This is a genomic window from Actinomadura oligospora ATCC 43269 (genome assembly GCF_000518265.1).
GTDB classification, from domain to species: Bacteria; Actinomycetota; Actinomycetes; order Streptosporangiales; family Streptosporangiaceae; genus Spirillospora; species Spirillospora oligospora.
The window spans coordinates 244774-267737 of record NZ_JADG01000012.1 but is presented as its reverse complement, the minus strand read 5'-3'; the positions used below and the strand labels follow the sequence as shown (position 1 = coordinate 267737).

Sequence of the window (22964 nt, the reverse complement as noted above, 5' to 3'; positions counted from 1 at the left end):
GCCCGAGCGCACGACCCCGCCCGCGCCGCCATATCGTGACGTCGAGCGAGCGAGAAGGGACGGATCGGTGGAGCAGCAGCGGACACGGGGAGAGGTCCGGATCGTCGGGGCCGAGCGGCCGGGCGGACTGGAACTGCGCACGGCGGGCCTGGCGGCGCGCGGGCTGACGGAACTGCGGGTGACCGGGCTGGCCTGGTACCTCGGGTCCGGCTGGTCCCAGGTGCTGGGGGAGCTGGCGCGGCGGATCGCCGCCGCCGGGCCGGGCCATCCGGCCACCTTCGACCTCGGCTCGGAGGACGGCGGGGAGGGGAGCGTGGTGATCAACCTGGTGCCGGACGGCGACTTCCTCGCCCCGCACCCGCCGCCGGGCGTGTCGCTGAGCGTGGCCGACTGGCGGCGGGACGTCGTCGAGCGCCTGTTCCCCTCGGCCTCGTCCTGACCCCGTCCAGAGCCGCGTTCTAGAATCGGCTTCGAATTTCTTCTTCGAGGAAGGAACGGCCGGGTGACGTACACCGAGATCGAGTACGAGGTGCGGGACGGGATCGCCACGATCACCCTGAACCGTCCGCACAAGATGAACGCCTACACGTACACGATGCGCGCCGAGATGCTCGACGCGTTCGACCGGATCGACGCCGACGACGACGTGCGCGTGGTCGTCGTGACCGGCGCGGGCCGGGCGTTCTGCGCGGGCGCGGATCTCGGCGGCGGGGGCGACACCTTCAACAAGGACAAGTCCCAGGACATGTTCGCGGGCGAGGACGACGTCCTCGAGGACGGCACACCCCGCGACGGCGGCGGCACGGTCGCGCTGCGCATCGCGCGCTGCCTCAAGCCCGTGATCGGCGCGTTCAACGGCGCGGCCGTGGGCGTCGGGGTGACCGTGACGCTGCCGATGGACGTCCGGCTGGCCAGCGAGAAGGCGAAGTTCGGGTTCGTGTTCGCGCGGCGCGGGATCGTCACCGAGGCCGCCTCGTCCTGGTTCCTGCCGCGCCTGGTCGGGATCGCGCAGGCCATGGAGTGGGCCGCGACCGGACGCGTGTTCGACGCCCGGGAAGCCCTGGCCGGAGGGCTGGTCTCCCGGGTCCACCCGCCGGACGAGCTGCTGCCCGCCGCGTACGCGCTCGCCCGCGAGATCGCCGACAACACCTCGGCGGTGTCGGTCGCGGCGATCCGGCGGCTGATGTGGTCGGGGCTGTCCGCGCCGTCCCCGTGGGACGCGCACGTCAACGACTCGCGCCTGATGGCCGCGCTCGGCGCCGCCCCGGACGCGGCCGAGGGCATCAGGTCGTTCCTGGAGAAGCGGCCCGCCGAGTTCCCGATGCGGGTCACCGAGGACCTGCCCGCCGAGGTCCCCGACTGGCCGCTCCGCTGACCGCCCGTCCGGCGGGACGCCTGGGCGATCTGGGGGTTTTGCCGATTCTGGACGGGTTCCTCGACGGCGCGTGAGCCGTTCCGGGGCACGCCTGAGAAGGCAGGCCCCAGGGACGGAGGTGCGCAGGATGAGGGTCACACCGATGGCGGGCGTCGCCATGGCCGGGCTCACGGCCGGGCTCATGACGGCGGCGACCGCCTGCGGGTCCGTCCCGTCCGCCGACCTGAAGCAGCAGGCCGCGGTCAGGAGGCACGCGCCCGCGCCGAGCCCGAAGCCCACGGCGCCGCCGCCACGGACCATCGACTGCGCGCACCTGAAGTGCGTGGCGCTGACGTTCGACGACGGCCCCGGCCCGTACACCGCGCACCTCCTGGACGTCCTGAGGGGCGCCGGGGCGCGCGCGACGTTCTTCATGCTCGGCGAGAACGTGGGCGCGCACCGGGCCGAGGTGCGGCGGATGGTCCTCGAAGGGCACCAGCTCGGCAACCACACCTGGTCGCATCCGGTGCTGACCGAGCTGTCGAGCGGGGCCGTCCGGTCGGAGGTGCGGCGGACGCAGAAGGCGATCCGGGACGCGTCCGGCGGGGTGACGCCGACGCTGTTCCGGCCGCCCTACGGCGCGACGAACGCGCGCGTCGGCAGGGCCGTCGGCATGCCGGAGATCGTCTGGGACGTCGACAGCCTCGACTGGCGGTACCACGACGTCGCCCGGAACGTCCGGGTCGGGACGCGGGAGCCGGGGAAGGGCAGCGTCGTGCTGTTCCACGACATCCACAGGACGACCGTCCAGGCCATCCCGCGCGTCCTCGCCGGGCTGAAGAAGCGCGGGTTCACCTTCGTCACGGTCGGCGAGCTGACCGCGGGACGGCGGCTCGCCGCGGGCCGCACCTTCCCCGCCTGGTCCTAGCCACCACGGGGGCTCGGCTGGGGCTCAGACCTCCAGATCCGGTTTGAGCTGGGACATCCGCCAGCGGCGGCGCAGCGCGACCGCCCCGGCGAGGAGGCCGAGCGCGGCGACCAGGTAGATCCCGAGGACGCCGGCGTCGCGCAGCGCGCGGCTCGCCAGGCCGCCGGAGATCGTCGTCCGCAGCGGCTCGACCAGGTACGTCATCGGGATGATCTCGTGGATCGCCCGGAACGGCTGCGGGAGCGTCTCGACCGGATACAGGCCGCCGCACGACACCAGCTGCGTGATCAGCAGGACGAGCGCCACCGCGTCGGCGACCGCGCCGAACGCGACCCGCAGGACCTGCACGATCGCGGTGAACGCGGCGACGCCGAGGGCCATCAGGCCGAGCGTCCCGGCCGTGGAGACGGGATCGAGGCCGAGCCCGACGTCCAGGACGAGGAACAGCACCAGCGCCGCGACGAGCCCGACCGCCAGCACCGGCAGGAAGGCGGCGAACGCGACAGTCCCGGCCCCGAGACGCGAGACCAGCAGCCGCCCGGAGACCGGCCGCATCAGCAGGAACGCGACGATGCCGAACACCCACAGGCCGATCGCGATGAAGAACGGCGCGAGCCCGCGCCCGTACACGCGGGCCGGATGCGCGTTGGACGTGCCCACATTGACCGGGTTCGCGAAATTCTGGGCGGCGTTGTGCAGGGCGCCGTTCTGGATCAGCGGGATCTGGTCCCGGGCGGACGCCAGCCCGGACGCGAGCTTGTCCGCACCCGCCTTGAGCCGCGCGTTCCCCTGGTCCAGCCGCCGGGCCCCGTCCAGCAGCCGCCCGTTGCCGTCGTCGAGCCGCCGGGCCCCCGCCAGCAGCGCGCCCGAGCCGGACTGGAGCTGCCGCGCGCCCGCGAGCAGCGGCGTCACGCCGTCGTCGAGCTGCCGCGCGCCGGTCGCGACGGCCGCCGCGCCCTGGTCCAGGGACCGGAGCCCGGACGCGCCCTCCAGCAGCCTCGACCGCAGCGCCGGAGCGACCCGCTGGAGCGTGCGCGCGTCGGCGGCCAGGCCCGCCGCGGCGACGTTCACCCGCGCGGTCGAACTGGCGAGGGCGGCGGTCCGCTCGGAGAGCAGGTCGGCCTCCTCGGCCAGCGGACGGAAGACCGGGTCGTTCGCGGAGATCCGGTAACGGGCCGCGAGTCGGTGGAGCCTGCCGGGCAGCGTCGCGTCGAGAGCGCGGGCGAGCGCGAGGGCCGTCCCGTAACCGCGGGAGCGGGAGACGGCCGGGAAGCGCGCGGCGAGGCGGCGGAGGCGTTGCTCGGCCGTCCCGTCGACCGTCCTGAACGAGGCGAGGAGTCTCCGATACTGCGGGCTTCTCGCAATCCGGCGATTCTGGGCGGCCCGCGAGCGCAGCCACTCCGAGATTGCTCTGCCGTCCTTCGCGAGCCGCTGGGTGAGGACGGCGGCCGTCGAGGTGAGCCGGGCGGCCTCTCCGGTCACCGAGGCCGCCCTGTCCGCCAGGGGCGGCAGGCCCGCGGCGGCGAACTCGGCGAGCGGGACGGCCGTCACCGCCAGGCCGTGCACGCCCGCGGCCACCCGCTCGGCGCCCGGCGCGAGCCTCGCGGAACCGGCCTTGAGCTGGGCCAGCCCGTCCGCGAGGCGTGCCGTTCCGGTGCTCGCCTCGCCGAGGCCGGAGACCAGCCGCGCGCTGCCCTCCTTGGCCTCGCCCAGACCGCTCACGAGCTGCGCCGATCCGTTCTTGGCCGTGGCCAGGCCGGAGCCGAGCTCGGACGCGCCCTTCGCCGCGTCCGAGATGCCGCCGTGCAGCTGCGCGAGCCTGCCGAACGCCGCCTCGAAGTACGCGCTGATCGCCGCCGCCGAGATCTTCCGCTCCAGCTCGGACTGGACGGTCTTGGCCATGACGCCGACCAGGTAGTTGTTCGCGTCGTCCAGCCGGATCGACATCGCCGCCTTCTCCGGCGTGCCGGTCGCGCCGCTGGTCAGCCGGGAGCTGAAGTCCGGCGGGACGGTGATCACGGCGTAGTAGCGGCCGTGCTCCAGGCCGTGCGCGGCGTCCCGTGCGTCCACGAAGTGCCAGCCCAGCAGCCGATCCTTCTGCAGCTCGGACACGAAGTCGGCGCCCGCGTCGATCGTCCGCCCCTGCGCCTGGACGGCCCGGTCCTCGTTCACCACCGCGACCGGGACCCGCCCGAGCCGGTCGTAGGGGTTCCAGTTGGACCACAGGTAGATCCCGCCGTAGATGGTCGGGACGATCACCACGAACGCCAGGCCGAGCCGCTGCAGCAGCGTCCGGAAGCGCAGCAGCTCGAACGGCGCGAGGCGGAACGCGCGCATCACGCACCACCCCCAGAGTCGTCCGCGCGCATCAGGAACCGCCTCTGAGGTGGGTGAACACGTCGGCGAGGCCGTGCGCCGGGGACGGCTCGACGGCCGTCGCGACGACCGCGGGCCCGGTTCGGGCCGCCCGCCGCGCCGCCGACCACAGCGCGACCTGCCCGGCCGTGTCCGCGCCCCGGTCCAGGTCGTCCAGGACGATCACCGGCGCCTTCTCCAGAAGTGCGAGGGCGAGCGCGAGCCGTGTGACCTGGGCGTCCGGCAGGTCCCTGACGAGCTCCTGGTCGTCCGCCCGCAGCCCCACCAGGTCACCGGCCGCGTCGAAGTCGGGATCGTCCGCACGCAGGCTGAGCAGGCGTTCCGTGACGAGCTGGCCGACGCGCAGCTCGGGCTCCGGCTCGGCCGCCCCGGTCGCCCGCGCGACCACGACCCGGTCGCGGATCCGGGCGGCGTCCGAGGTGCCCGCGACCACCAGCGCGCCCTCCGCCGGACGCATGCGTCCGGCCAGCGTGAGCAGCAGGGACGTCCGTCCGCTGCCGCCGGGGCCGCAGACCGCGACCACCTCGCCCGGCCCGGCCCTGACCGTCACCCCGGAGAAGACCGGGCCCCGGCGCGTCCGCGCGCCGAGCCCCTCGGCCGCGAGCACAGCTTCCATATGGTCCCCCCGGAGACACCCTCCGGAGGCGTGCCCGCCCCGATCACCGAACCGGTGGGACGGCCGCGATCTTCACCGAACCTTTGCCCAGGTCAGGGGCTTGGGTGGGCTACTCGGCGCGGGGACGGCGCTTGGGCGGCGGGGTGGGCGGGACGACCTTGCCCGCGACGACGATCCCCTCGGGGACGTCCACCAGCTCGCCGCCCCGGCGGCGCACCTTCAGCACACCGCCGGACCAGGATTCGAGCACCCCGACCACGTCGCTGTACTCTCCCGTTGGCAGACGGCGGCGCAGCGACACCCGCTGGCCGACGTCGGCCTGTGTGACCGAGACCACCAGACGCGCGCCGATACGCCCTGGCATGTGCGACCCCCATGTCGAATCGACCGTGCGGTGATGGCCATACTATTCACAGCGAGCTTGCGGTGAGCCGTGACGTGCGGCGGGGCCGGTAACCCGAGAGGAGTCACTCACGTGACCTACGTCATTGCGCAGCCCTGCGTGGACCTGCTCGACAAGGCATGCATCGAGGAGTGCCCGGTCGACTGCATCTACGAGGGCCAGCGGATGCTCTACATCCACCCCGACGAGTGCGTTGACTGCGGCGCCTGCGAGCCGGTCTGCCCGGTGGAGGCCATCTACTACGAGGATGACACCCCTGAGCAGTGGAAGGACTTCTACAAGGTGAACGTGGAGTTCTTCGACGACCTCGGCTCGCCTGGCGGCGCCTCGAAGGTCGGCAAGATCACCAAGGACCACCCGATCGTCGCCGCGCTTCCTCCGCAGTCGACGGAGGAGTGACGGCGGCCGGGATGCCCCCCGGTCGGATTTGAGCCGTCGGGCCGTGGCCTCGCACGAGGTCGCGGCCCTTTTCACTTACTCGTGTGACAGGAGGGGTGGGTTTTGCTCCCGCTGCCGGAGTTCCCGTGGGATCGGCTGACGCCGTTCAAGGAGCGCGCCGCCGCGCACCCGGACGGGATCGTGGACCTCTCGGTCGGCACGCCGGTCGACCCCACCCCCGAACCGGTCCGTGAGGCGCTGCGCGCCGCGGCCGACGCGCCCGGCTACCCGCAGACGTACGGGACGCCGGTGCTGCGCGAGTCCGTCGCGCGCTGGATGCGCCGCCGCCTCGGCGTCCTGGACGCCAACCCCGACGCCGTCCTGCCGGTCGTCGGCACCAAGGAGCTCGTCGCCTGGCTGCCGACGCTGCTCGGCCTCGGCCCCGGCGACAAGGTCGCCTTCCCGGCGCTCGCGTACCCGACCTACGACGTCGGCGCGCGCCTGGCGGGCGCGGAGTCCGTCGCCTCCGACTCGCTGCTGGCGCTCGGCCCGGAGACGCCCAAACTGGTCTGGGTGAACTCGCCGTCCAACCCGACCGGCAAGGTGCTGCCCGTCGACCACCTGCGCAAGGTCGTCGCGTGGGCGCGCGAGCGCGGCGCGGTCGTGGCGAGCGACGAGTGCTACGTCGAGTTCGGCTGGGACGAGGAGAGGCCGCCCGTCTCGATCCTCCACCCGGACGTCTGCGAGGGCTCCCACAAGGGCCTGCTCGTGGTGAACTCGCTGTCCAAGCGGTCCAACATGGCCGGGTACCGCGCCGGGTTCGTCAGCGGCGACCTCGACCTGGTCCGGCGGCTGCTGGAGGTCCGCAAGCACGCGGGGATGATCGTCCCGGCGCCCGTCCAGGCCGCGATGCGCGCCGCGTTCGACGACGACGAGCACGCCCGCGAGCAGCACGCCCGCTACGCCCGCCGCCGGACGGCCCTGCGCGCGGCGTTCGAGCGGCACGGCTTCCGCATCGACCACTCCGAGGCGTCCCTGTACCTGTGGGCGACCCGGGACGAGTCGTGCTGGGACACCGTCGCCCATCTCGCCGACCTCGGCGTCCTGGTCGGTCCCGGCGACTTCTACGGCCGGGCGGGCGCGAACCACGTCCGGATCGCCTTCACCGCCACCGACGAGCGCGTCGAGGCCGCCGCCGCCCGCCTCTGAACGTCCCCAAGGCCCGTCACCCCGGAACCGGGGGGCGGGCCTTTGGCGTACGTCACAGGCGCACTGCCTGGGAGGACGAGCGGGCGCTGCGCTACATTGAGGGCGAGGTCAGTACGCACTTACACGGCGACGCACTGACACGGCAACGCACTCACACGCGAGGAGCCCCGGCGCATGGCACGCGACGTCTTCACCGAGGAGCACGAGTCCTTCCGGGACATGGTGCGGTCCTTCATCGCGAAGGAGATCGAGCCGCACCACGCCCAGTGGGAGAAGGACGAGATCGTCTCCCGGGACGTGTGGCGCGCCGCCGGACGGCAGGGCCTGCTCGGCATCGAGATGCCCGAGGAGTACGGCGGCGGGGGCGAGTCCGACTACCGCTACTACGCCGTCCTCAACGAGGAGCTGGCGCGCGCGGGCGCGTCCGGGCCGGGCTTCGCGGTGCACAACGACGTCGTCGGCGGCTACCTGGTGCAGCTGCTGAACGACGAGCAGAAGGCGCGCTGGCTGCCCGGCTACTGCTCCGGCGAGCTGATCACGGCCATCGCGATGACCGAGCCCGCCGCCGGATCCGACCTCCAGGGCATGAGGACCACCGCCGTCCGGGACGGTGACGACTACGTCCTGAACGGGCAGAAGACCTTCATCACCAACGGCATCCTGTCCGACCTGGTGATCGTCGCGGCGAAGACCGACCCGTCCGCCGGGGCGCACGGCGTTTCCCTGCTGATGGTCGAGCGCGGCATGGACGGCTTCGGACGCGGACGCAACCTCGACAAGATCGGCATGCACGCCCAGGACACCGCCGAGCTGTTCTTCGAGGACGTCCGCGTGCCGAAGGCGAACCTCCTCGGCGAGGAGGGCATGGGCTTCGTCTACCTCATGCAGAACCTGGCCCGCGAGCGCCTCTGCATCGCCGTCTCCGCCGTCGCGGGGGCCCAGGCCGCCTTCGACATGACCCTGGAGTACTGCAAGAACCGCGAGGCGTTCGGCCGTCCGATCGGCAGGTTCCAGCACAACCGCTTCACGCTCGCCGAGATGAAGACCGAGATCACCGTCAGCCGCGCCTTCCTCGACCAGTGCATCACCAAGGAGGTCCGCGGCGAGCTGGACGCCGAGGAGGCGTCCATGGCCAAGTACTGGACGACCGAGATGCTCAAGACCGTCGTCGACCGCTGCCTCCAGCTCCACGGCGGCTACGGCTACATGAGCGAGTACCCCATCGCCAAGGCCTACCAGGACGTCCGCATCCAGACCATCTTCGGCGGCACCACCGAGATCATGAAGGAGATCATCGGCCGCGGCCTCGGCATCTGAGCGGCCCTCCGCGCGTCCGCTCAGCGCTTGGGCAGCGGCGTCGCGGTGAAGACTCCGTCGGGGTCGTAGTGCGCCTTGATCTCCAGTAGGCGGCCGGTGTTGGCGGCGTAGGCGTCCGGGGCGTGCGGGTCGTCGCGGGCCATGAGGTTGGCCCAGCCGCCGGGCAGGGCGTGCGGCTCGAGCCGGTTCTCGGTGTCGTGGACCCAGGCCGACTCGGCGGCGCCGTCACCGCCCGCCCAGGACGCGATGATCTCCACGACGAGGTGCTCGTCGCGGTGCGGGTAGGCGGTGTCGGCGGCCTTCACGCGGGTCGCCGCGCCGTGCGCGTGGTGGACGTTCAACGCGCAGGTGCCGGGCATCGCCTCGCCCGCCTGGACGAAGGCCTCGATGGCGTCGTCGGTCAGGCCCGGCATCATCCGCGCGCCGAGGTGGTAGTCGCCGCCGTGCGGGAACGCCTCGTCCAGGCCGTGCACGGCGTCGGCCAGCGCCCGCCGGTCCACGTCGTCGAGCACCGGGTCGCCGAACGCCCGGACCCGGTCGATCTGCCCGGCGGCCTGGCCGGGGTCCCCGGCCCAGGTCGGGAGGGTGAAGATGATCCTGCCGTCCGGGGTGGACATCGCGCCGAACATCACGTCGAGCGCGTCGTCGGCCGTCGCCATCAGCGTCCGCCAGGCGCGCAGCACCGGACGGGCCTGGTCCCAGGGGAACGCGAGCATGCCCGTGGTGACCTCGGCGAACGGGTGCAGGCGGGTGCGCAGCTCGGTCACGATCCCGAAGTTGCCGCCGCCGCCCCGCAGGGCCCAGAACAGGTCGGCCTCGTGGCGCGGGTCGGCCGTCACGATCCGGCCGTCGGCCAGGACCACCTCGGCCGACAGCATGTTGTCGACGCCGAGCCCGACCACGCCGATCAGGGTTCCGTAGCCGCCGCCCAGCGTGAGCCCGGCGAAGCCGACCGATCCGACGGTGCCGACCGCCGCCGCGAGGCCGTGCGGCCGGGCGGCGTCCAGGACGTCGCTGACGGTCGCGCCGCCCGCGACCCGGGCCTCGTCGCCCTCGATGGCGACCTGACGCATGCCGCTCAGGTCCACCAGCAGGCCGCCGTCGGAGATGGCGCTCCCGGCCCAGTCGTGGCCGCCGCCCCGCACCGACAGCGGCACACCGGCCGAGCGGGCGGCGCGCACCACGGCCTGGACGTCGTCCGCCGTGCGGCACCGGGCCACCACCGCGGGACGTGCGGTCACCTGCGCGTTCCAGAGCCGGACCGCCTTGCTGATCGCCGAAGGCTCGGTGATCACGGCGTCGTCCGGAAGGCGTTCACGCAGCAGGTCGGCGAAGGTGTCGATGGACGGGTTCGAGGATGACATGGCCCGTGGTTCTCCCTTCGGCAGGTGCCGGAAGCCGCGGGGTGAGTGTCACAGGACGAATTCTAGGCTGCGGCATTTTGGCCAGGAATGGCCGGTAAGTGCCGCTTTTGGTTCAGCCGCGGCGGCGGGTGAGGCGGACGGCGGCGGTGACCAGGACGACGGCCAGGGGCAGTTCCAGGAACGCGGCCATCGAGACCGCCGCCGGGAGGTAGCCCGAGCGGGCCGTCATGACGTCGAACCAGGCGTCCGCGACCATGAGCGTGGCCAGGGCGGACAGCGCCATCGGGGCGAGGGCGTCGCGGCGGCGGACGAGCCACGCGGCGGACGCCATCACCGCGATCTCGATCGCGTCGAAGCCGCACCACAGCAGCGCCCAGTTCACGGTCCGGGGTTCGGCGGGCGGGATCGAGAAGGCCATGCCGACCGTCCACACCAGCAGGACGGCGGCGCCCACCGCGAGCACCGCGGAGAGGATCCGGTCGGGCGACCGATGGGGGCCACGAGCCCACCGGCCGCGTGGCCGCGGGATGTTGGTCGTCGTCATGGTGCTCAGCCTCGTGCGCGCGGGGAGGGGGCGCCTCCCACGGACGGGCCGTTCGCGCGGCCATTCGTACGACCGCGGATCCTCCTCACGGATGATTCAGCCGAAGTCAGCCGAAGTCAGCCGAAGTCAGTCGGACTCAGGTGAAGCGGGCGTCGACCTGGGCCGGGGTCAGGCCGAAGTCGGCGAGGGTGTAGCGGTGGGACGGGCGGCCACGGCCCTCGCCGGACGCCGTGTGCAGGCGTTTCATCGCGTCGCGCGCGTCGTCCGTCAGGGGCAGGGCGAAGTGCGCGTAGATCGACTCGACCGTCCCGAGCGGGTCGCGGACGAAGTCCTCGTACCGGACGTCGAAGAAGCGGGACGGGGCGTGCCGCAGGCGCTCGGCCTGGAACGCCTCCAGGCCGCGGCCCCACAGGTCGAGCTGGTCACGGCCGATGACCTCGCCGCGGAACAGCTCGGACCAGCCGTCGGTCGCCTGCGCGGCGAGGCTGCACATCGACGCCACCGCCGTGCGCGGGTCGCGGTGCGTCTGGACGACCAGCGCGTCCGGGTAGACGGCGAACAGGGCGTCCAGCGCGAACAGGTGGCTCGGGTTCTTCAGCACCCAGCGCCGTCCGGGGTCGTTCAGGCCGATCAGCTGGAGCATGCGGCGGTGGCGGCGGTACGCGGGCGTCCAGTCCTGGCCCGCGAGCCACGCCGAGTAGGACGGCAGGTGCGCGAGGCACTCGAACGAGATCGACCGCATCGACTGGCGCAGCAGCTGCCAGCACTCCTCGACCATGTCCGCCGACATGTAGTGGACGCCCATGAACTCCGGATGTTCGACGTGGTGCCGCTCGTACGCCGCCTGGACGGCCTGGAAGACCGGGTCGTCCGCCCACGTGTCGCGCGGCGGGCGCGGCTGCGGGACCTCGGTCAGCCACAGTTCGAGGCCCTGGTGGGCGGGATCGGCGGTGAGCAGCCGGTGCAGCGCGGTCGTCCCGGTGCGGGGGAGCCCGGTGACGAAGATCGGGCGCTCGACCGGGACGCCCGCGTACCCGGGGTGCCGTTTCCACGCGGCCTCGGCGAACAGGCGGGCGGTGAGCGCGCCGCGCAGGAACACGCGCTGCCTCTTGCTGCCGAGCGGTGTCAGCCGTTCGTCCCCCTGGAAGGACGCGAGGAGCGCTCCGAGGCCGTCGGTGAAGTCGTCCTCGCCGAAATCGGTCAGGCCGGTCGCGCGGGTGGCCGAGGCTTGCAGGTCCTCGACCGTGCCGATGGTCGTCCGCATCGCGATCTCCTCAGTGGTGGAACTCGCCGCCGTTGACGTCCAGGCACTGCCCGGTGATCGCGCGCGCGTACGAGGACAGCAGGAAGACGGCCGCGTCGGCGATCTCGTCCGGTTCCGGGAGCTTCCGCAGGTCGATGTCCGCGGCGGTCTCGTCGTAGACCTGCCGGGACGTCGTGCCGCGCTCGGTCGCGAGCAGGTCGAAGTACCACTTCAGGTTGTCCGCCCAGATCCAGCCGGGCGCGATCGTGTTCACCCGGACGCCGCGCGGCCCGAGCTCGGTGGACAGGCCCTGCGCGAGCGCGAGCAGCGCCGACTTCGCCATCTTGTACGCGCCGAACGTCGCCTTCGAGTGCCGCAGGACGGCCGAGTTCACCATCACGACCGAGCCCTTGGACGCGACGAGCGACGGGACGAACAGCCTGGTCAGCGACAGTGCGGCGAGCACGTTGGTCTCGAACCCGCGCCGGACGGCGGCGATGTCGACGTCCAGCAGGTCCTGCAGCGGCGGGATCGCGAACGCGTTGTTGACCAGGCCGTCGACGTGCCCGTGCGCGTCCAGCGTCTCCCGGACGAGCCGCTCGCAGGACGCCTGGTCGCGGATGTCGGTGCGGACGACGGTCGCGCGCCTGCCCAGCGCCCGCACGTCCTTGGCCACCTCCGTCAGCCGCTCCTCGGTCCGGGCGGCGAGGACGACGTCCGCGCCCGCCTTCGCGCACTGGAGCGCCAGCCCGCGCCCGAGGCCGGGGCCGACCCCGGAGATGACGATCACACGGCCGTCCAGCATCATCAGCCCAGCATCCTTCGCGCGGTCGAGACCTGGCGGGCGGCGATGCGCTCGGCCCACCGGGAACGGGTGACGCGCTGCCGGTCGTGGAACGGCAGGCGCGCCGGAAGGTCCGCGAACGGGACGACCTCGACGCGCGGCCCGTCCTCCGGGGTGAGCGCGCGCGAGAGCCGCTGCCAGCGGATCTGGAGGAAGCCGCGGTCGTGCCCGGTGAGCTCGATCCAGTTCGCGAGGCCCGGATCGCGCTCGGCGACGACCATGCGGATCATGCCGTCCGGGTCGGGGACGGCCTGGTCGGCGGTGAGGCTCGTCTGGTGGTTGACGTAGTCGAGCGAGACGTACCAGCGGCTGCCGAGCTGGAAGCCCTGGTAGGGCGCGTCCGAGCGCGGGACGGTCACGACCAGCGCCTCGCCCGGGCCGAGGTCGAAGTGCCCGGCGGACGAGTACTGCGTGGCGAGGCCGCCGGGCGTGGGACGCGGCTCGGTCATCGTGTTCACCGGCAGCTTCAGGTAGTGCCACTCGGGGAAGGCGAGGAACGTCCGCAGCCGCGAGACCAGCATCTTCCCGGCGACGTCGAACCGCTTCGCCTCGCGACGCGCGGTCGGCGCGTCCGGAGCCGATCCGAGACGGTCGGCGCGGTGGATCCGGATCTCGCCGGGACGCTCGTCCGCCCAGTCGCTGAACACCTCGCGGACGAGCAGCATGGCCGCGCCCGTGCCGAGCGTGACGTAGTTCGGGTCGTCCTTGCGCTGCGGATCCTCCGGGCCGAAACGCAGCTCGTACGAGCCGTCCGGGGCGATGTCGAACGCGCGGTCGTCGAACGCGTTGAGACTGTGCGGGGACGAGGACGGGGTGTAGTCGCCGTTCAGCACCTGGAAGCTCAGGTCGGCCGTGGTGCCCCGGCGTCCGGTGACCACGTACTCGGCGTCGTCGCGCAGGTAGGCGTTGAAGTACAGGGTGTCGGGGTTGTCGAGGCCGAGCTTGGAGTGCGGCCCGGTCGAACGCGCGAAGAACGGGAAGTCGCGCTCGTACGCCCACGCCATGTGCAGCGACGCCTTGACGCTCCCCGCCAGGTACTCCAGCCCCTCGGCCAGGTCGAGCTCCGACCGGACGTGCGGCGCGGACCGCACGATCCGCTCCGCCTCGGCCACCGCCCGCGCGAACCCCCCGGACGCGGGCGCGTCCAGGCCCTCGGACCCTTCGGGTTCTGCGGCCATCGGACCTCCCGCATGCATCGGTCAAGCGTTAGCTTGGTTCCGCGCCGAGAGTAGAACCGGTTCAACCGCCGGGTCAACGTCCGGACGATTCGTCCCTTGCCAGCGGGATCGCCGGTTTCCGCCCGGCCTGGGGACGACTCTAGGGTGGGGCCATGGTGGTCGGGTGGCCTCGCGGGCGGACGGCGGACGTCGTGATCGCCGGCGGCGTCCTGGCGGTCGTCTCGGCCGGAAGCGCGCAGTCGCTGTACGCGCCGCGCGAGGAGCCCTGGTCGGTCACGGCCGTGGGCTGGGTGTTCATCCTCGCCGTCTGCGGCGCGCTCGTGGCCCGCCGCGTCCACCCCGTGGCCGTCGCCGCGTTCTCGCTGGCCGTCACGATCGTCTACTACGTGATGAGCGCCTACGACGGGCCCCTGCTGATCGCGTTCATCCTCGCGCTGTACACGGTCGCGGAGGCTGGCCGCCCGCGCGTGGCAGCCGGGCTCGCCGTCCTCGCCATCTGCCTCGTCGGCGCGGGGACCATGGCGGGCAACGGCTCGATCAACGGCATCGCGCTGTTCATGCTCGCGGGCTGGCTGACTGCGGTCGTCCTGGTCGGGTGGCTGCGGAACACCAACGCCGCGCACGCGCGCGAGGTCGAGCAACGCGCCGCGACCGAGGAGCGGCTGCGCATCGCGCGCGAACTGCACGACGTCGTCGGCCACCACCTTTCGCTTATCAGCGTCCAGTCGGCGGCGGCGTTGCGCCGTTACGGCAAAAACCGGCGGCGCGGCGGGGAACTGGCTGAGGAGTCGCTGACCGCCATCCGCGAGACCAGCACCGAGGCCCTGCGCGAGCTGCGCACGATGCTCGGCATCCTCCGCCAGGACGGAGAGGACGCCCCGACCGCGCCCGCGCGCGGGCTCGACCGCGTCGGCGAACTCGTCGACCGCGCCCGCTCCGCCGGGCTGGAGGTGCGCGCGGACGTGTCGGGCCCGGGACGTCCGCCCACCGAGGTCGAACTCGCCGCGTTCCGGATCGTCCAGGAGGCGCTGACCAACGTGGTCAAGCACGCCCGCGCGAACCGCGTCGCCGTCCGCGTCGACCGCGCCCCCGACGCGGTCACCATCGAGGTGACCGACGACGGCCGCAGCACGCCGCCCGGACAGGGCGCGGGCGGCGCGTCCGGACAGGGCGTGAGCGGTGCGCCTGGCCGGGGCGCGGGTGGGATGTCGGGGAGTGGGATCGGCGGGATGCGTGAGCGTGCCCGCGCGCTCGGCGGCGAGCTGGAGGCGGGCCCCGGCCCGGACGGCGGTTTCCGCGTCCGCGCCCGCCTGCCCCACGAGAAGAGGACGGCATGATCAAGGTTCTGCTGGCCGACGACCAGCGGCTGGTGCGCGCGGGCTTCCGCTCGATCCTCGCCGACGAGGACGACATCGAGGTCGTCGGCGAGGCGGGGGACGGCGCGCAGGCGGTCGAGCGGGTCCGCGAGCTGCGTCCCGACGTCGTGCTGATGGACATCCGCATGCCCGGCACCGACGGCCTGGAGGCGGCCCGGACGATCACCGCCGACGCGCGCATGTCCGGCGTCCGCGTGGTCATCCTGACCACCTTCGACCTGGACGAGTACGTCTACGGCGCGCTGCGCGCCGGGGCGAGCGGGTTCCTGCTGAAGGACACCGAGCCAGAGGAGCTGATCCAGGCCGTCCGGGTCGTGCACCGCGGCGACGCGCTCATCGCCCCGCGCATCACGCGCCGCCTGATCGGCGAGTTCGCCGGACGCGTCCGCGCGCCCGATCCAGGGCCGCGGCTGGCCGCGCTCACCGACCGCGAACGCGAGGTGCTGCGGCTGGCCGCCGCCGGGCTGAGCAACGACGAGATCGCCGCCCACCTCGTCCTGAGCCCGGCCACCGCCAAGACGCACATCAGCCGCATCATGACCAAGCTCGCCGCCCGCGACCGCGCGCAGCTCGTCGTCCTCGCCTACGAGTCCGGCCTGGTCAGCCCGGGCTGGCTTACCGACTGACCCTGGGGAACCACGCGGGCTCGTGAACCTAGGCGGGCTCGGCGTCGAACATGCCCTTGTCCCAGAGCCGGCCGATGTGCGCCATGAGCGGCGCGCCGAGTGCGCGCAGCGCGTCCGGGTCGCCCTCGGCGACGGCGGGCGTGACCATCGCGCTCGTCGCGGCGACGATCATCTGGCAGGTGTAGCGGCCCGCGTCGTCCCTCGCCCCGATCAGGTCGGCGAACACCCCGGCGAGGCTGGCCTGCATCGCCGTCCGCTGCCGGACGGCCTCGGGCCCCGCGGCGAACACCTCGACCAGGAACAGCCGCGCGTACGGCAGCTCCCGGGCGAGGACGTCCAGGTACGCGGTGAGGGCGTGCTCGACCGCCGACAGCGGATCCGCCGGACCGCCGCCCCCGTTCGGGGTTCCGTCTCCGGCAGGCGCGACCTGATAGCGCTCGAGGGCCTGCAGGACGTGCGCCACAAGGATCTCGCCCGCGCGCCCGAACGCCCCCATGAAGCAGTCGAGCTTGGAGTCGAACAGCCGGTAGAAGCTCTGCCGGGACACGACGGCCCGCTTGAGAACGTCCTCCACGGACGTCCGGACGTAGCCGCGCTCGGCCATCGCCTCGGCCATCGCCGCGTACAGCCGGTCGCGGTGGATGCGCTCGACCTCCTCCGGCGCGAGCGCGTGGCGTCCCCGGGGCAGCCGACGCGGCGTCGAGCGAGCCGTCCGATCCTCCGCTGACTGGGACATCTGTTCACGATAAGGCACCACTGACCCAGGTCCGAGCACCCCCGGCCCGGCCCGGCCCGGACGGCCGCGCCGGGCCGGGCCACCGGGGCAGGGGGCGCCGGACGGTGGGTCGGCGGTGTCAAACAGTGATCGGGACGCTCGCGGGACCCCGGAGGTTGATGCGTCCGTTCCAGGTCACCTCGCCGTCCAGGGCCAGGTCGCCGAAGCGGCCGGTGAGGCGCTCGAACGCGACGCGCGCCTCCAGGCGGGCCAGCGCCGCGCCCAGGCAGTGGTGCGGGCCGCCGCCGAACCCGACGTGCTGGCGGGCGTTCGGACGGTCCAGGCGGAGCTCCTCGGCGTCCGGGCCCCAGAACTCCGGGTCGCGGTTGGCGGCGGCGAGCCCCGCCACGACGAACGTGTTCGGCGGGATCTCCTTGTCGCGCACCTTGTACGGGGCGACGGTCACGCGGCGGCTCTGCTGGACGGGGCTGACGAACCGCAGCAGTTCCTCGACCGCGTTCCCGGCGAGCCCCGGCTCCGCGCGCAGCCGCGCGAGCTCGCCCGGGTTCTCCAGGAGCGCGACCGTCCCGCCGCCGATCAGGCTCACGGTCGTCTCGTGTCCCGCCACGTACAGCAGGACGACCTGGTCGACCAGCTCGTCGTCGGTGAGCCGGTCGCCCTCCGCCTCGGCGGCGATGAGCGCGCTCAGCAGGTCCTCGCCGGGGTGCGCGCGCTTGTCCGCGATCAGGTCCTTGACCAGGTCGAACAGCTCGACGCCCGCCTCGCCGACACGCTTGACGGTCGCCTCGTCCGGCAGCGGCTCCAGGGACCGGACGACCCAGCCGCTCAGCTCCCGGACGCGCGCGTGGTCGGTCGGCGGCATGCCGAGCATCGAGGAGATCACCGCGAACGGCAGGGGGAACGCGAGCGTCTCGACCAGGTCGGCGGTCCCGGCGTCCTCGATCCGGTCGAGCGCCTCGTCCACCAGGGCGGTGATCTCGGGTTCGAGCGCGGCGACGCGGCGTGGCGTGAACACCCTGGAGACCAGGCTCCGCAGCCGCGTGTGGTCGGGCGGGTCGCGGTCGAGCATCGAACGGCCGCGGCCGTCCATGGCGTCCTCGAACGCGCGCATCTGCTCGACGAACAGGCCCTCGGAGACCCGCCGCTCGTCCACCGACTGGTCGGACCGCAGCAGGTCGCCGACGTCCTTGTGGGTGGTCAGGATCCAGATGCCGATCGGGCTCGCGTGGACGGGGTCGGCCTCGCGCAGCCGCCGGTAGGCGGGGAACGGGTCGTCGGTGAAGCCGGGCTCGAAGGGGTTGAACAGCAGTTCCGGTTCGGACATCGGGGGCCTCCCGGTCGCGGACTCGCGGACCTACGCCGCGTCGGTCACATACGCTGTGTATGTAGTATGCTCCGTGCATGTCGGACGTCAAGAGCCGCCGGGCGAAGTACTCGGAGGAGACCCGCGCGGCCCTGCTGGAAGCGGCGACCCGCCGGTTCGCCGAGCACGGGTTCGCGGGCACGTCCCTGGAGGACGTCGCCGCCGACATCCAGGCCACCCGCGGCGCGGTCTACCACCACTTCGCCAGCAAGTCCGCGCTGTTCCAGGCCGTGTTCGAACGCCTGGAGGAGATCTCGACCGAGGGCATCCTGCGCGCCGCCGCGGACGCGCCGGACGCCTGGTCGGCGGCCGTCGTCGCGCAGAACACCTTCCTCGACCACTGCTGCGACCCCGTCCACGGCCGCATCATCTGGCAGGAGGGCCCGCTCGCGCTCGGCTGGCAGCGGTGGCGCGAGTGCGAGGAGAAGTACGGCTACGGCCTGGTCGAGCGGCTCGTCGAGTCCCTCCAGGAGGCCGGGCTGCTGCCGCCGCTGCCCCGGCAGCCGCTCGCGCGCGTCGCCTTCCACGTCCTCGGCGCGGCGGGCACCGCCATCGCCGAGGCCCCCGAGCAGGACAAGCAGCGCCTCCGCTCCGAGTACGCCACCGTCCTGACGAGCCTGCTGGGCGGCATCCGCACCGACCCGCCCGCCTGACCGCCCGGCTCAGCCCTCCTCTTCGTCCTCCGACGCGTCGACGAGGTGCCCGAGTTTGTCGGGGTTGCTGACGGCGTAGATGCCCTCGACGCGCTCGCCGTCGGCGGCCATGTCGAGCACCATGACGGCGAACGGCGCGTCGCCGTCGAAGAGCACCGCGGACGGGTCGCCGTTGACGGTCCGGTAGCGGATGTCCAGCTCGTCCGGACGCTGGTAGACGCCGCTCGTGATGAGCCGGGCGACCTTGTCGCGGCCCTCGATCGGACGCAGCGCCGCCCGTCGGACGCCGCCGCCGTCGGTCCACATGGTCACGTCCGGCGCGAGGATCTTCATCAGCTCGGCCAGGTCCCCGCCGAGCGCGGCGGCGAGGAACCGCTCGGTCGCCGCGCGCTGCGTGCGGCGGTCGATGCTGCGCCGCCTCCGGCGTGCCCGGACGTGCAGCTTCGCGCGGTGCGCCACCTGCCGGACGGACGCGGGGGAGCGGCCCAGGATCTCGGCGATCTCGGTGTGCGGATAGCCGAACACCTCGTGCAGGATGAACACCGCCCGGCTCAGCGGCGTCAGCGTCTCCAGCACGACCAGCATCGCCAGCGACACGGCCTCGCCGCGCGCCACGTCGTCGGCCGCGTCGTCCCCGGGCCCGGTCCCGGTTCCGGCCGCTCCGACCAGCGGCTCCGGCAACCACGGCCCGGGATACGACTCGCGCCGCCGCGCGACCGCCGCCTGCCGGGCGAGCGCGGTGTTGACCGCGATCCGCACCAGGTACGCGCGCGGCTTCTCCACGTCGTCCATGCCGCGCGCGGCCCACGCCAGCCAGGTGTCCTGGAGGACGTCCTCGGTGTCGGAGACGCTTCCGAGCAGGTTGTAGACGATCGAGAACAGCAGCTCGCGGTGCTCGGCGTAGACCTCCGTGGCCTCGTCCGGGGTGACCGCCGTCGGTAGGTGGTGGGGCATGGGTCCTCCTGTTCGCCGACACCCTGAGGTGCGACGACCCCCGAAGTGTGACATCCAGGGCGAAATTGAGATTCGTCTCTCACCGCCGTCACGTTCGCCGCGTCCGGCCGCCTCTCAGGAGGCGAAACCCATCCGAACGCGGAGGCGAACTCCCAGATGTCCGACAGTTCGTTCCTGGCGACGCGCCGGGGAAAGCTCACGCTCGCGCTGCTGTGCGGCGTCGCCTTCCTCGACTTCATCGACGCGTCCATCGTCAACATCGCGTTGCCCGCGATGCAGCGCGCCCTCGGCTTCTCGGTCGCGGGCCTGCAGTGGGTGCCGAGCGGCTACCTGCTCACCTACGGCGGCTTCATGCTGCTCGGCGGACGCGTCGCCGACCTGCTCGGCCGCCGCCGCGTCCTCGTCGGCGGGACGGTCCTGTTCGGCGCGGCGTCCGCGGCGGGCGGGTTCGCGCAGGACGCGTCCGTCATGGTCGCCGCGCGCATGGTCCAGGGCCTCGGCGCGGCCACGATGCTCCCCGCCGCGCTGTCGCTGCTCACCACGTCCTTCCGGGAGGGGCCGGAGCGCAACCGCGCCCTCGCCCTCTGGGGCGGCATGGCGGGCGCGGCGTCCGGCGCGGGCGTGCTGCTCGGCGGCGTCCTCACCGAGGGCCTCGGCTGGCGCTGGGTGATGCTGGTGAACGTGCCGGTCGTCGTCACCATCCTGATCGTCGTCCCGATGCTGCTTCCCGACGACCGCCGGACGGCGCGGATCCGCGAGTTCGACCTCCCCGGCGCGCTCCTGGTCACCGGCGCGATGCTGCTGCTGGTGTTCACGCTGGTCAAGGCGCCGGACGTCGGCTGGGGAACCACCCGGACGGCCGGCGGCCTCGCCGGTTCGGCCGTCCTGCTGGCGCTGTTCGTCCTCAACGAGACGCGGTCGGCGCATCCCCTGCTGCCGCTCGACACCTTCCGCATCCGCGGTCTCGCGGCGGCCAACGTCACCCAGCTGCTGATCCTCGCGGGCGGAGCGGCGATGTTCTTCTTCCTCAGCCTCTACATGGAGAGCGTCCTCGGGTACTCGCCGTTGCAGACCGGCTCGGCCTACCTGCCGCTGTGCGCGGCGGTCGGCGTGGCGGCGGGCATCACGTCCAAACTGCTGCCCCGGTTCGGGACGCGTCCGCTCATCGTGGTCGGCGGCCTGATCGGCACGGGCGGCCTGTACATGCTCTCCCGCGTCCCGGTCGACGGCTCGTACGCGCGCGACCTGCTGCCCGGCCTGATCGTGTTCGCGCTCGGCCTCGGCGTCGCGTTCGTGTCCGTCACCGCCGCCGCGAACGCGGGCGTCCCGGCGGACCGTGCGGGCATGGCGGCGGCGTTGCTCCAGTCGTCCCAGCAGCTCGGCACCGCGCTCGGCCTCGCCATCATGGCCGTCATCGCCGCCGACCGCACCGGCGACCTCCTCCGCCTCGGCACGGACCCGCGGCAGGCCAGCACGTCCGGCTTCCAGGACGCCCTGTTCGCGGGCTCCATGTTCACCCTCGCGGCGGCGATCGTCGGCCTCGGCGTCCGCAACACGCGCGGCGAGGAGCCCACCCCCACGCCTGCCGCGACGGACACGGAACCGGCCACAACACCCGACGCGGTGGTGGACGCGCGCTGAACCCGGGCATGGCGGGCCCATGCGAAGTCTGTCAGCATGCCGGACGATCGAACACATGCGCCGCGGGCGGCGTCCAACGTTGTGATCACCCGACGACCCGACAGACATCGGAGTACTCATGCCGAACGTGGACCGCCGCCGTGCCCTCGGGCTGCTGGCCGCCGGGGCGGCGGGCATCGCCGCCGCGGCGGCCCCGGAGCTGTGGCACGCAGGCCCGTCGCGCTCGGCCCGCGCGGACGGCAGGCACGGCGGGACGCACGGGAAGGGGCCCGTCCAGCCGCCGGACCCGGGCTACGCCCACGGCCAGCCGATGCAGGCCCTCCACAAGCCCGTCCGCAGCCTGTACGACCTGGCCCCGGCCGCGCCGCAGAACGCGATCGCCCTGACGATCGACGACGGCCCGCATCCGACCTACACCCCGATGATGCTCGACCTGCTCGCCGCGCACGGCGTGAAGGCCACCTTCAACATGATCGGCGAGCAGGTGGTGGAGCAGCCGAAGATCGTCCAGCGGATCGTCAACGACGGCCACCAGATCGCCGACCACACCGTCACCCACCCGCTCAACCTGCCCGCCCTGTCGACCGCGAAGATCTCCAAGGAGATCGGCGAGGCGCACGACCAGATCGCGCAGACCGGCGGCGTCGCGCCGCGGTTCTTCCGGTCGCCCGGCGGCAACTGGTCGCAGGCGGTGTTCGACGTCGCCGACCAGCACAAGCTCATCTGCGTGGACTGGAAGATCGACCCGCGCGACTGGGCCCGCCCCGGCATCGCCAAGATCACCAGCGCGATGCTGCGCGCCCAGCCCGGCGACATCCTGCTCTGCCACGACGGCGGCGGCGACCGCGTCCAGACGATCGACGCCCTCAAGACCGTCATCCCGAAGCTCAAGCAGCGCGGCCTCCAGTTCGTCGCCCTCTGACCCCCGGCCGCTCGTCGCGCTCTGACCTCCGCCGGGCTTAGCGGATGATGACGGTCGTGGTGGGGGCCTTGGCGTCGTGCGTCCAGCCGTCGTGGCCGTCCGTCGCGCGCCAGTGGCGTCCGGCGAAGCGGACCTCGCTCAGGCCGTAGGTCTGGGCGTGGGTGACGGCCCAGGACGCCACGGCCCAGCCCGTCCGCTCGTTGGGCGCGCGCACCGCGTCGTAGTCGGGCGCGGCGGGCGCGACGACCTGGAGGCGGCTGCCGAAGGCGCGGCGCATCTCCCGGACGGCGTCGGCGCGGCGCGCGTCGGTGCGCTTGTTCGGCGGGTACCAGCAGCGGACGGCCGAGGCGGACCGTCCGCCGAACGCCTGCGCCAGCACCTTCGCGTCGCCCTCGTGCTGCGCGTAGGCGTTGCCGTCGGCGCTGCGCTGGACGCGCTGCGCGGCGTCGTGGAGGTCGAGGTCCAGGTAGTCCTTGACCTTGACCAGGGCGTCGAGGAACTTGCTGGTGGACTGGACGGGGTCGCGCAGCTTGTCCGGCGAGCCCCAGCCCTGCGAGGGCCGCTGCTGGAACATGCCGACCGAGTCGCGGTCGCCGCCCGCCAGGTTCCGCATGTGCGACTCCTGGATCGCGGTCGCGTAGGCGATCACCGAGGCCCGCTCGGGCAGCCCCTTGCGGGCGGCCACGGCGGCGATGGTCGAGCCGTTCGCGGCCTGGTCCAGGTCGAGCGGCATCTTGCCCAGGGACGTCCGCACCTCGCAGCCGGATCCGTGGAGGTAGGGCCGGGCGCGCGTGTACAGCACCCAGCCGCCCGCGGACAGCGCGACGACCGCGACGAGCGCCACGATCCACCAGCGCCGCCGCCGTCCGCCCCGTCCGCCGTCCGATTCCTCCCGGGGACCGGATCCCAGCTTCGCCCACACTGCCACGCCCTGACCGT

Annotated in this window: 23 protein-coding genes; 11 read left to right on the top strand and 12 right to left on the bottom strand. The window is 73.1% G+C overall.

The window, feature by feature from the left end; genetic code table 11:
• Positions 1-67 precede the first annotated feature (67 nt).
• The 3 genes from P696_RS0121410 (at position 68) to P696_RS47095 (ending at position 2282) form a co-directional block, all read left to right on the top strand.
• A complete protein-coding gene (locus P696_RS0121410) occupies positions 68-439 on the top strand; it encodes a hypothetical protein (RefSeq protein WP_026413937.1) in 372 nt (123 codons plus the stop codon).
• A 63-nt stretch (positions 440-502) separates the two neighbouring features.
• On the top strand, positions 503-1375 hold the full coding sequence (locus P696_RS0121405) for an enoyl-CoA hydratase-related protein (protein ID WP_026413936.1): 873 nt from the start codon (positions 503-505) through the stop codon (positions 1373-1375).
• Between the two features lie 127 nt (positions 1376-1502).
• The gene (locus P696_RS47095) at positions 1503-2282 is read left to right on the top strand and encodes a polysaccharide deacetylase family protein (RefSeq protein ID WP_084337904.1); all 780 of its coding nucleotides are present in this window, start codon (positions 1503-1505) and stop codon (positions 2280-2282) included.
• 24 nt (positions 2283-2306) lie between these two features.
• On the opposite strand, the gene P696_RS0121395 is transcribed toward P696_RS47095, so the two are convergent.
• The 3 genes from P696_RS0121395 to P696_RS0121385 all read right to left on the bottom strand — a co-directional run bounded on the left by P696_RS0121395 (position 2307) and on the right by P696_RS0121385 (position 5638).
• Complete coding sequence (locus P696_RS0121395) at positions 2307-4619, bottom strand: YhgE/Pip domain-containing protein (protein WP_026413935.1); 2313 nt, start codon at positions 4617-4619, stop codon at positions 2307-2309.
• 31 nt (positions 4620-4650) lie between these two features.
• Positions 4651-5274, bottom strand: coding sequence for an ATP-binding cassette domain-containing protein (locus tag P696_RS47090; RefSeq protein ID WP_084337902.1), 624 nt, complete (start codon positions 5272-5274; stop codon positions 4651-4653).
• A 109-nt stretch (positions 5275-5383) separates the two neighbouring features.
• Positions 5384-5638, bottom strand: a complete 255-nt coding sequence (locus P696_RS0121385) for a putative acetyltransferase (protein WP_064744082.1) — start codon at positions 5636-5638, stop codon at positions 5384-5386.
• Positions 5639-5749: 111 nt separating this feature from the next.
• On the opposite strand from P696_RS0121385, the gene fdxA reads away from it, so the two are divergent.
• The 3 genes from fdxA to P696_RS0121370 all read left to right on the top strand — a co-directional run bounded on the left by fdxA (position 5750) and on the right by P696_RS0121370 (position 8581).
• Positions 5750-6076 (top strand): ferredoxin, encoded by a 327-nt coding sequence (gene fdxA, locus P696_RS0121380; protein WP_026413933.1) that lies wholly within the window; start codon positions 5750-5752, stop codon positions 6074-6076.
• Positions 6077-6178: 102 nt separating this feature from the next.
• Positions 6179-7264 (top strand): succinyldiaminopimelate transaminase, encoded by a 1086-nt coding sequence (gene dapC, locus P696_RS0121375; protein WP_026413932.1) that lies wholly within the window; start codon positions 6179-6181, stop codon positions 7262-7264.
• 174 nt (positions 7265-7438) lie between these two features.
• Entirely contained in the window at positions 7439-8581 is a 1143-nt protein-coding gene (locus P696_RS0121370; RefSeq protein ID WP_026413931.1) for an acyl-CoA dehydrogenase family protein, read from the top strand.
• A gap of 20 nt (positions 8582-8601) precedes the next feature.
• On the opposite strand, the gene P696_RS0121365 is transcribed toward P696_RS0121370, so the two are convergent.
• The 5 genes from P696_RS0121365 to P696_RS0121345 all read right to left on the bottom strand — a co-directional run bounded on the left by P696_RS0121365 (position 8602) and on the right by P696_RS0121345 (position 13754).
• Positions 8602-9945 (bottom strand): FAD-binding oxidoreductase, encoded by a 1344-nt coding sequence (locus P696_RS0121365; protein ID WP_026413930.1) that lies wholly within the window; start codon positions 9943-9945, stop codon positions 8602-8604.
• A gap of 112 nt (positions 9946-10057) precedes the next feature.
• Entirely contained in the window at positions 10058-10489 is a 432-nt protein-coding gene (locus P696_RS47085; RefSeq protein WP_051467954.1) for a hypothetical protein, read from the bottom strand.
• A 136-nt stretch (positions 10490-10625) separates the two neighbouring features.
• A complete protein-coding gene (locus P696_RS0121355) occupies positions 10626-11753 on the bottom strand; it encodes a sulfotransferase family protein (RefSeq protein ID WP_026413929.1) in 1128 nt (375 codons plus the stop codon).
• A 10-nt stretch (positions 11754-11763) separates the two neighbouring features.
• Entirely contained in the window at positions 11764-12540 is a 777-nt protein-coding gene (locus tag P696_RS0121350) for an SDR family oxidoreductase (protein WP_026413928.1), read from the bottom strand.
• Positions 12540-13754 (bottom strand): DUF1214 domain-containing protein, encoded by a 1215-nt coding sequence (locus P696_RS0121345; RefSeq protein ID WP_051467953.1) that lies wholly within the window; start codon positions 13752-13754, stop codon positions 12540-12542. The genes P696_RS0121350 and P696_RS0121345 overlap by 1 nt, the downstream gene beginning before the upstream one ends.
• A 152-nt stretch (positions 13755-13906) precedes the next feature.
• Here P696_RS0121345 and P696_RS0121340 point away from each other — a divergent pair, with 152 nt between their 5' ends.
• Both P696_RS0121340 and P696_RS0121335 read left to right on the top strand, forming a co-directional pair.
• A complete protein-coding gene (locus P696_RS0121340; protein WP_026413926.1) occupies positions 13907-15091 on the top strand; it encodes a sensor histidine kinase in 1185 nt (394 codons plus the stop codon).
• Entirely contained in the window at positions 15088-15756 is a 669-nt protein-coding gene (locus tag P696_RS0121335) for a response regulator transcription factor (protein WP_026413925.1), read from the top strand. The genes P696_RS0121340 and P696_RS0121335 overlap by 4 nt, the downstream gene beginning before the upstream one ends.
• 28 nt (positions 15757-15784) lie before the next feature.
• On the opposite strand, the gene P696_RS0121330 is transcribed toward P696_RS0121335, so the two are convergent.
• Both P696_RS0121330 and P696_RS0121325 read right to left on the bottom strand, forming a co-directional pair.
• Positions 15785-16492 carry a TetR/AcrR family transcriptional regulator gene (locus tag P696_RS0121330; protein WP_026413924.1) on the bottom strand — a complete coding sequence of 236 codons (708 nt, stop codon included), beginning with the start codon at positions 16490-16492 and terminating at the stop codon, positions 15785-15787.
• Positions 16493-16610: 118 nt separating this feature from the next.
• Positions 16611-17816 (bottom strand): cytochrome P450, encoded by a 1206-nt coding sequence (locus tag P696_RS0121325; protein ID WP_026413923.1) that lies wholly within the window; start codon positions 17814-17816, stop codon positions 16611-16613.
• Between the two features lie 77 nt (positions 17817-17893).
• On the opposite strand from P696_RS0121325, the gene P696_RS0121320 reads away from it, so the two are divergent.
• Complete coding sequence (locus P696_RS0121320; RefSeq protein ID WP_026413922.1) at positions 17894-18508, top strand: TetR/AcrR family transcriptional regulator; 615 nt, start codon at positions 17894-17896, stop codon at positions 18506-18508.
• A 9-nt stretch (positions 18509-18517) separates the two neighbouring features.
• Here P696_RS0121320 and sigJ read toward each other — a convergent pair whose 3' ends face one another.
• Positions 18518-19462 carry an RNA polymerase sigma factor SigJ gene (gene sigJ, locus P696_RS0121315; protein WP_026413921.1) on the bottom strand — a complete coding sequence of 315 codons (945 nt, stop codon included), beginning with the start codon at positions 19460-19462 and terminating at the stop codon, positions 18518-18520.
• Positions 19463-19618: 156 nt separating this feature from the next.
• On the opposite strand from sigJ, the gene P696_RS47080 reads away from it, so the two are divergent.
• Both P696_RS47080 and P696_RS0121305 read left to right on the top strand, forming a co-directional pair.
• Entirely contained in the window at positions 19619-21103 is a 1485-nt protein-coding gene (locus tag P696_RS47080; RefSeq protein WP_064744081.1) for an MFS transporter, read from the top strand.
• A 118-nt stretch (positions 21104-21221) separates the two neighbouring features.
• Positions 21222-22025, top strand: a complete 804-nt coding sequence (locus P696_RS0121305) for a polysaccharide deacetylase family protein (RefSeq protein ID WP_034486077.1) — start codon at positions 21222-21224, stop codon at positions 22023-22025.
• 37 nt (positions 22026-22062) lie between these two features.
• Here the strand turns inward: P696_RS0121305 and P696_RS0121300 are convergent, their stop codons facing one another.
• Positions 22063-22953, bottom strand: a complete 891-nt coding sequence (locus P696_RS0121300; protein WP_245627756.1) for a hypothetical protein — start codon at positions 22951-22953, stop codon at positions 22063-22065.
• Between the last annotated feature and the right edge of the window lie 11 nt (positions 22954-22964).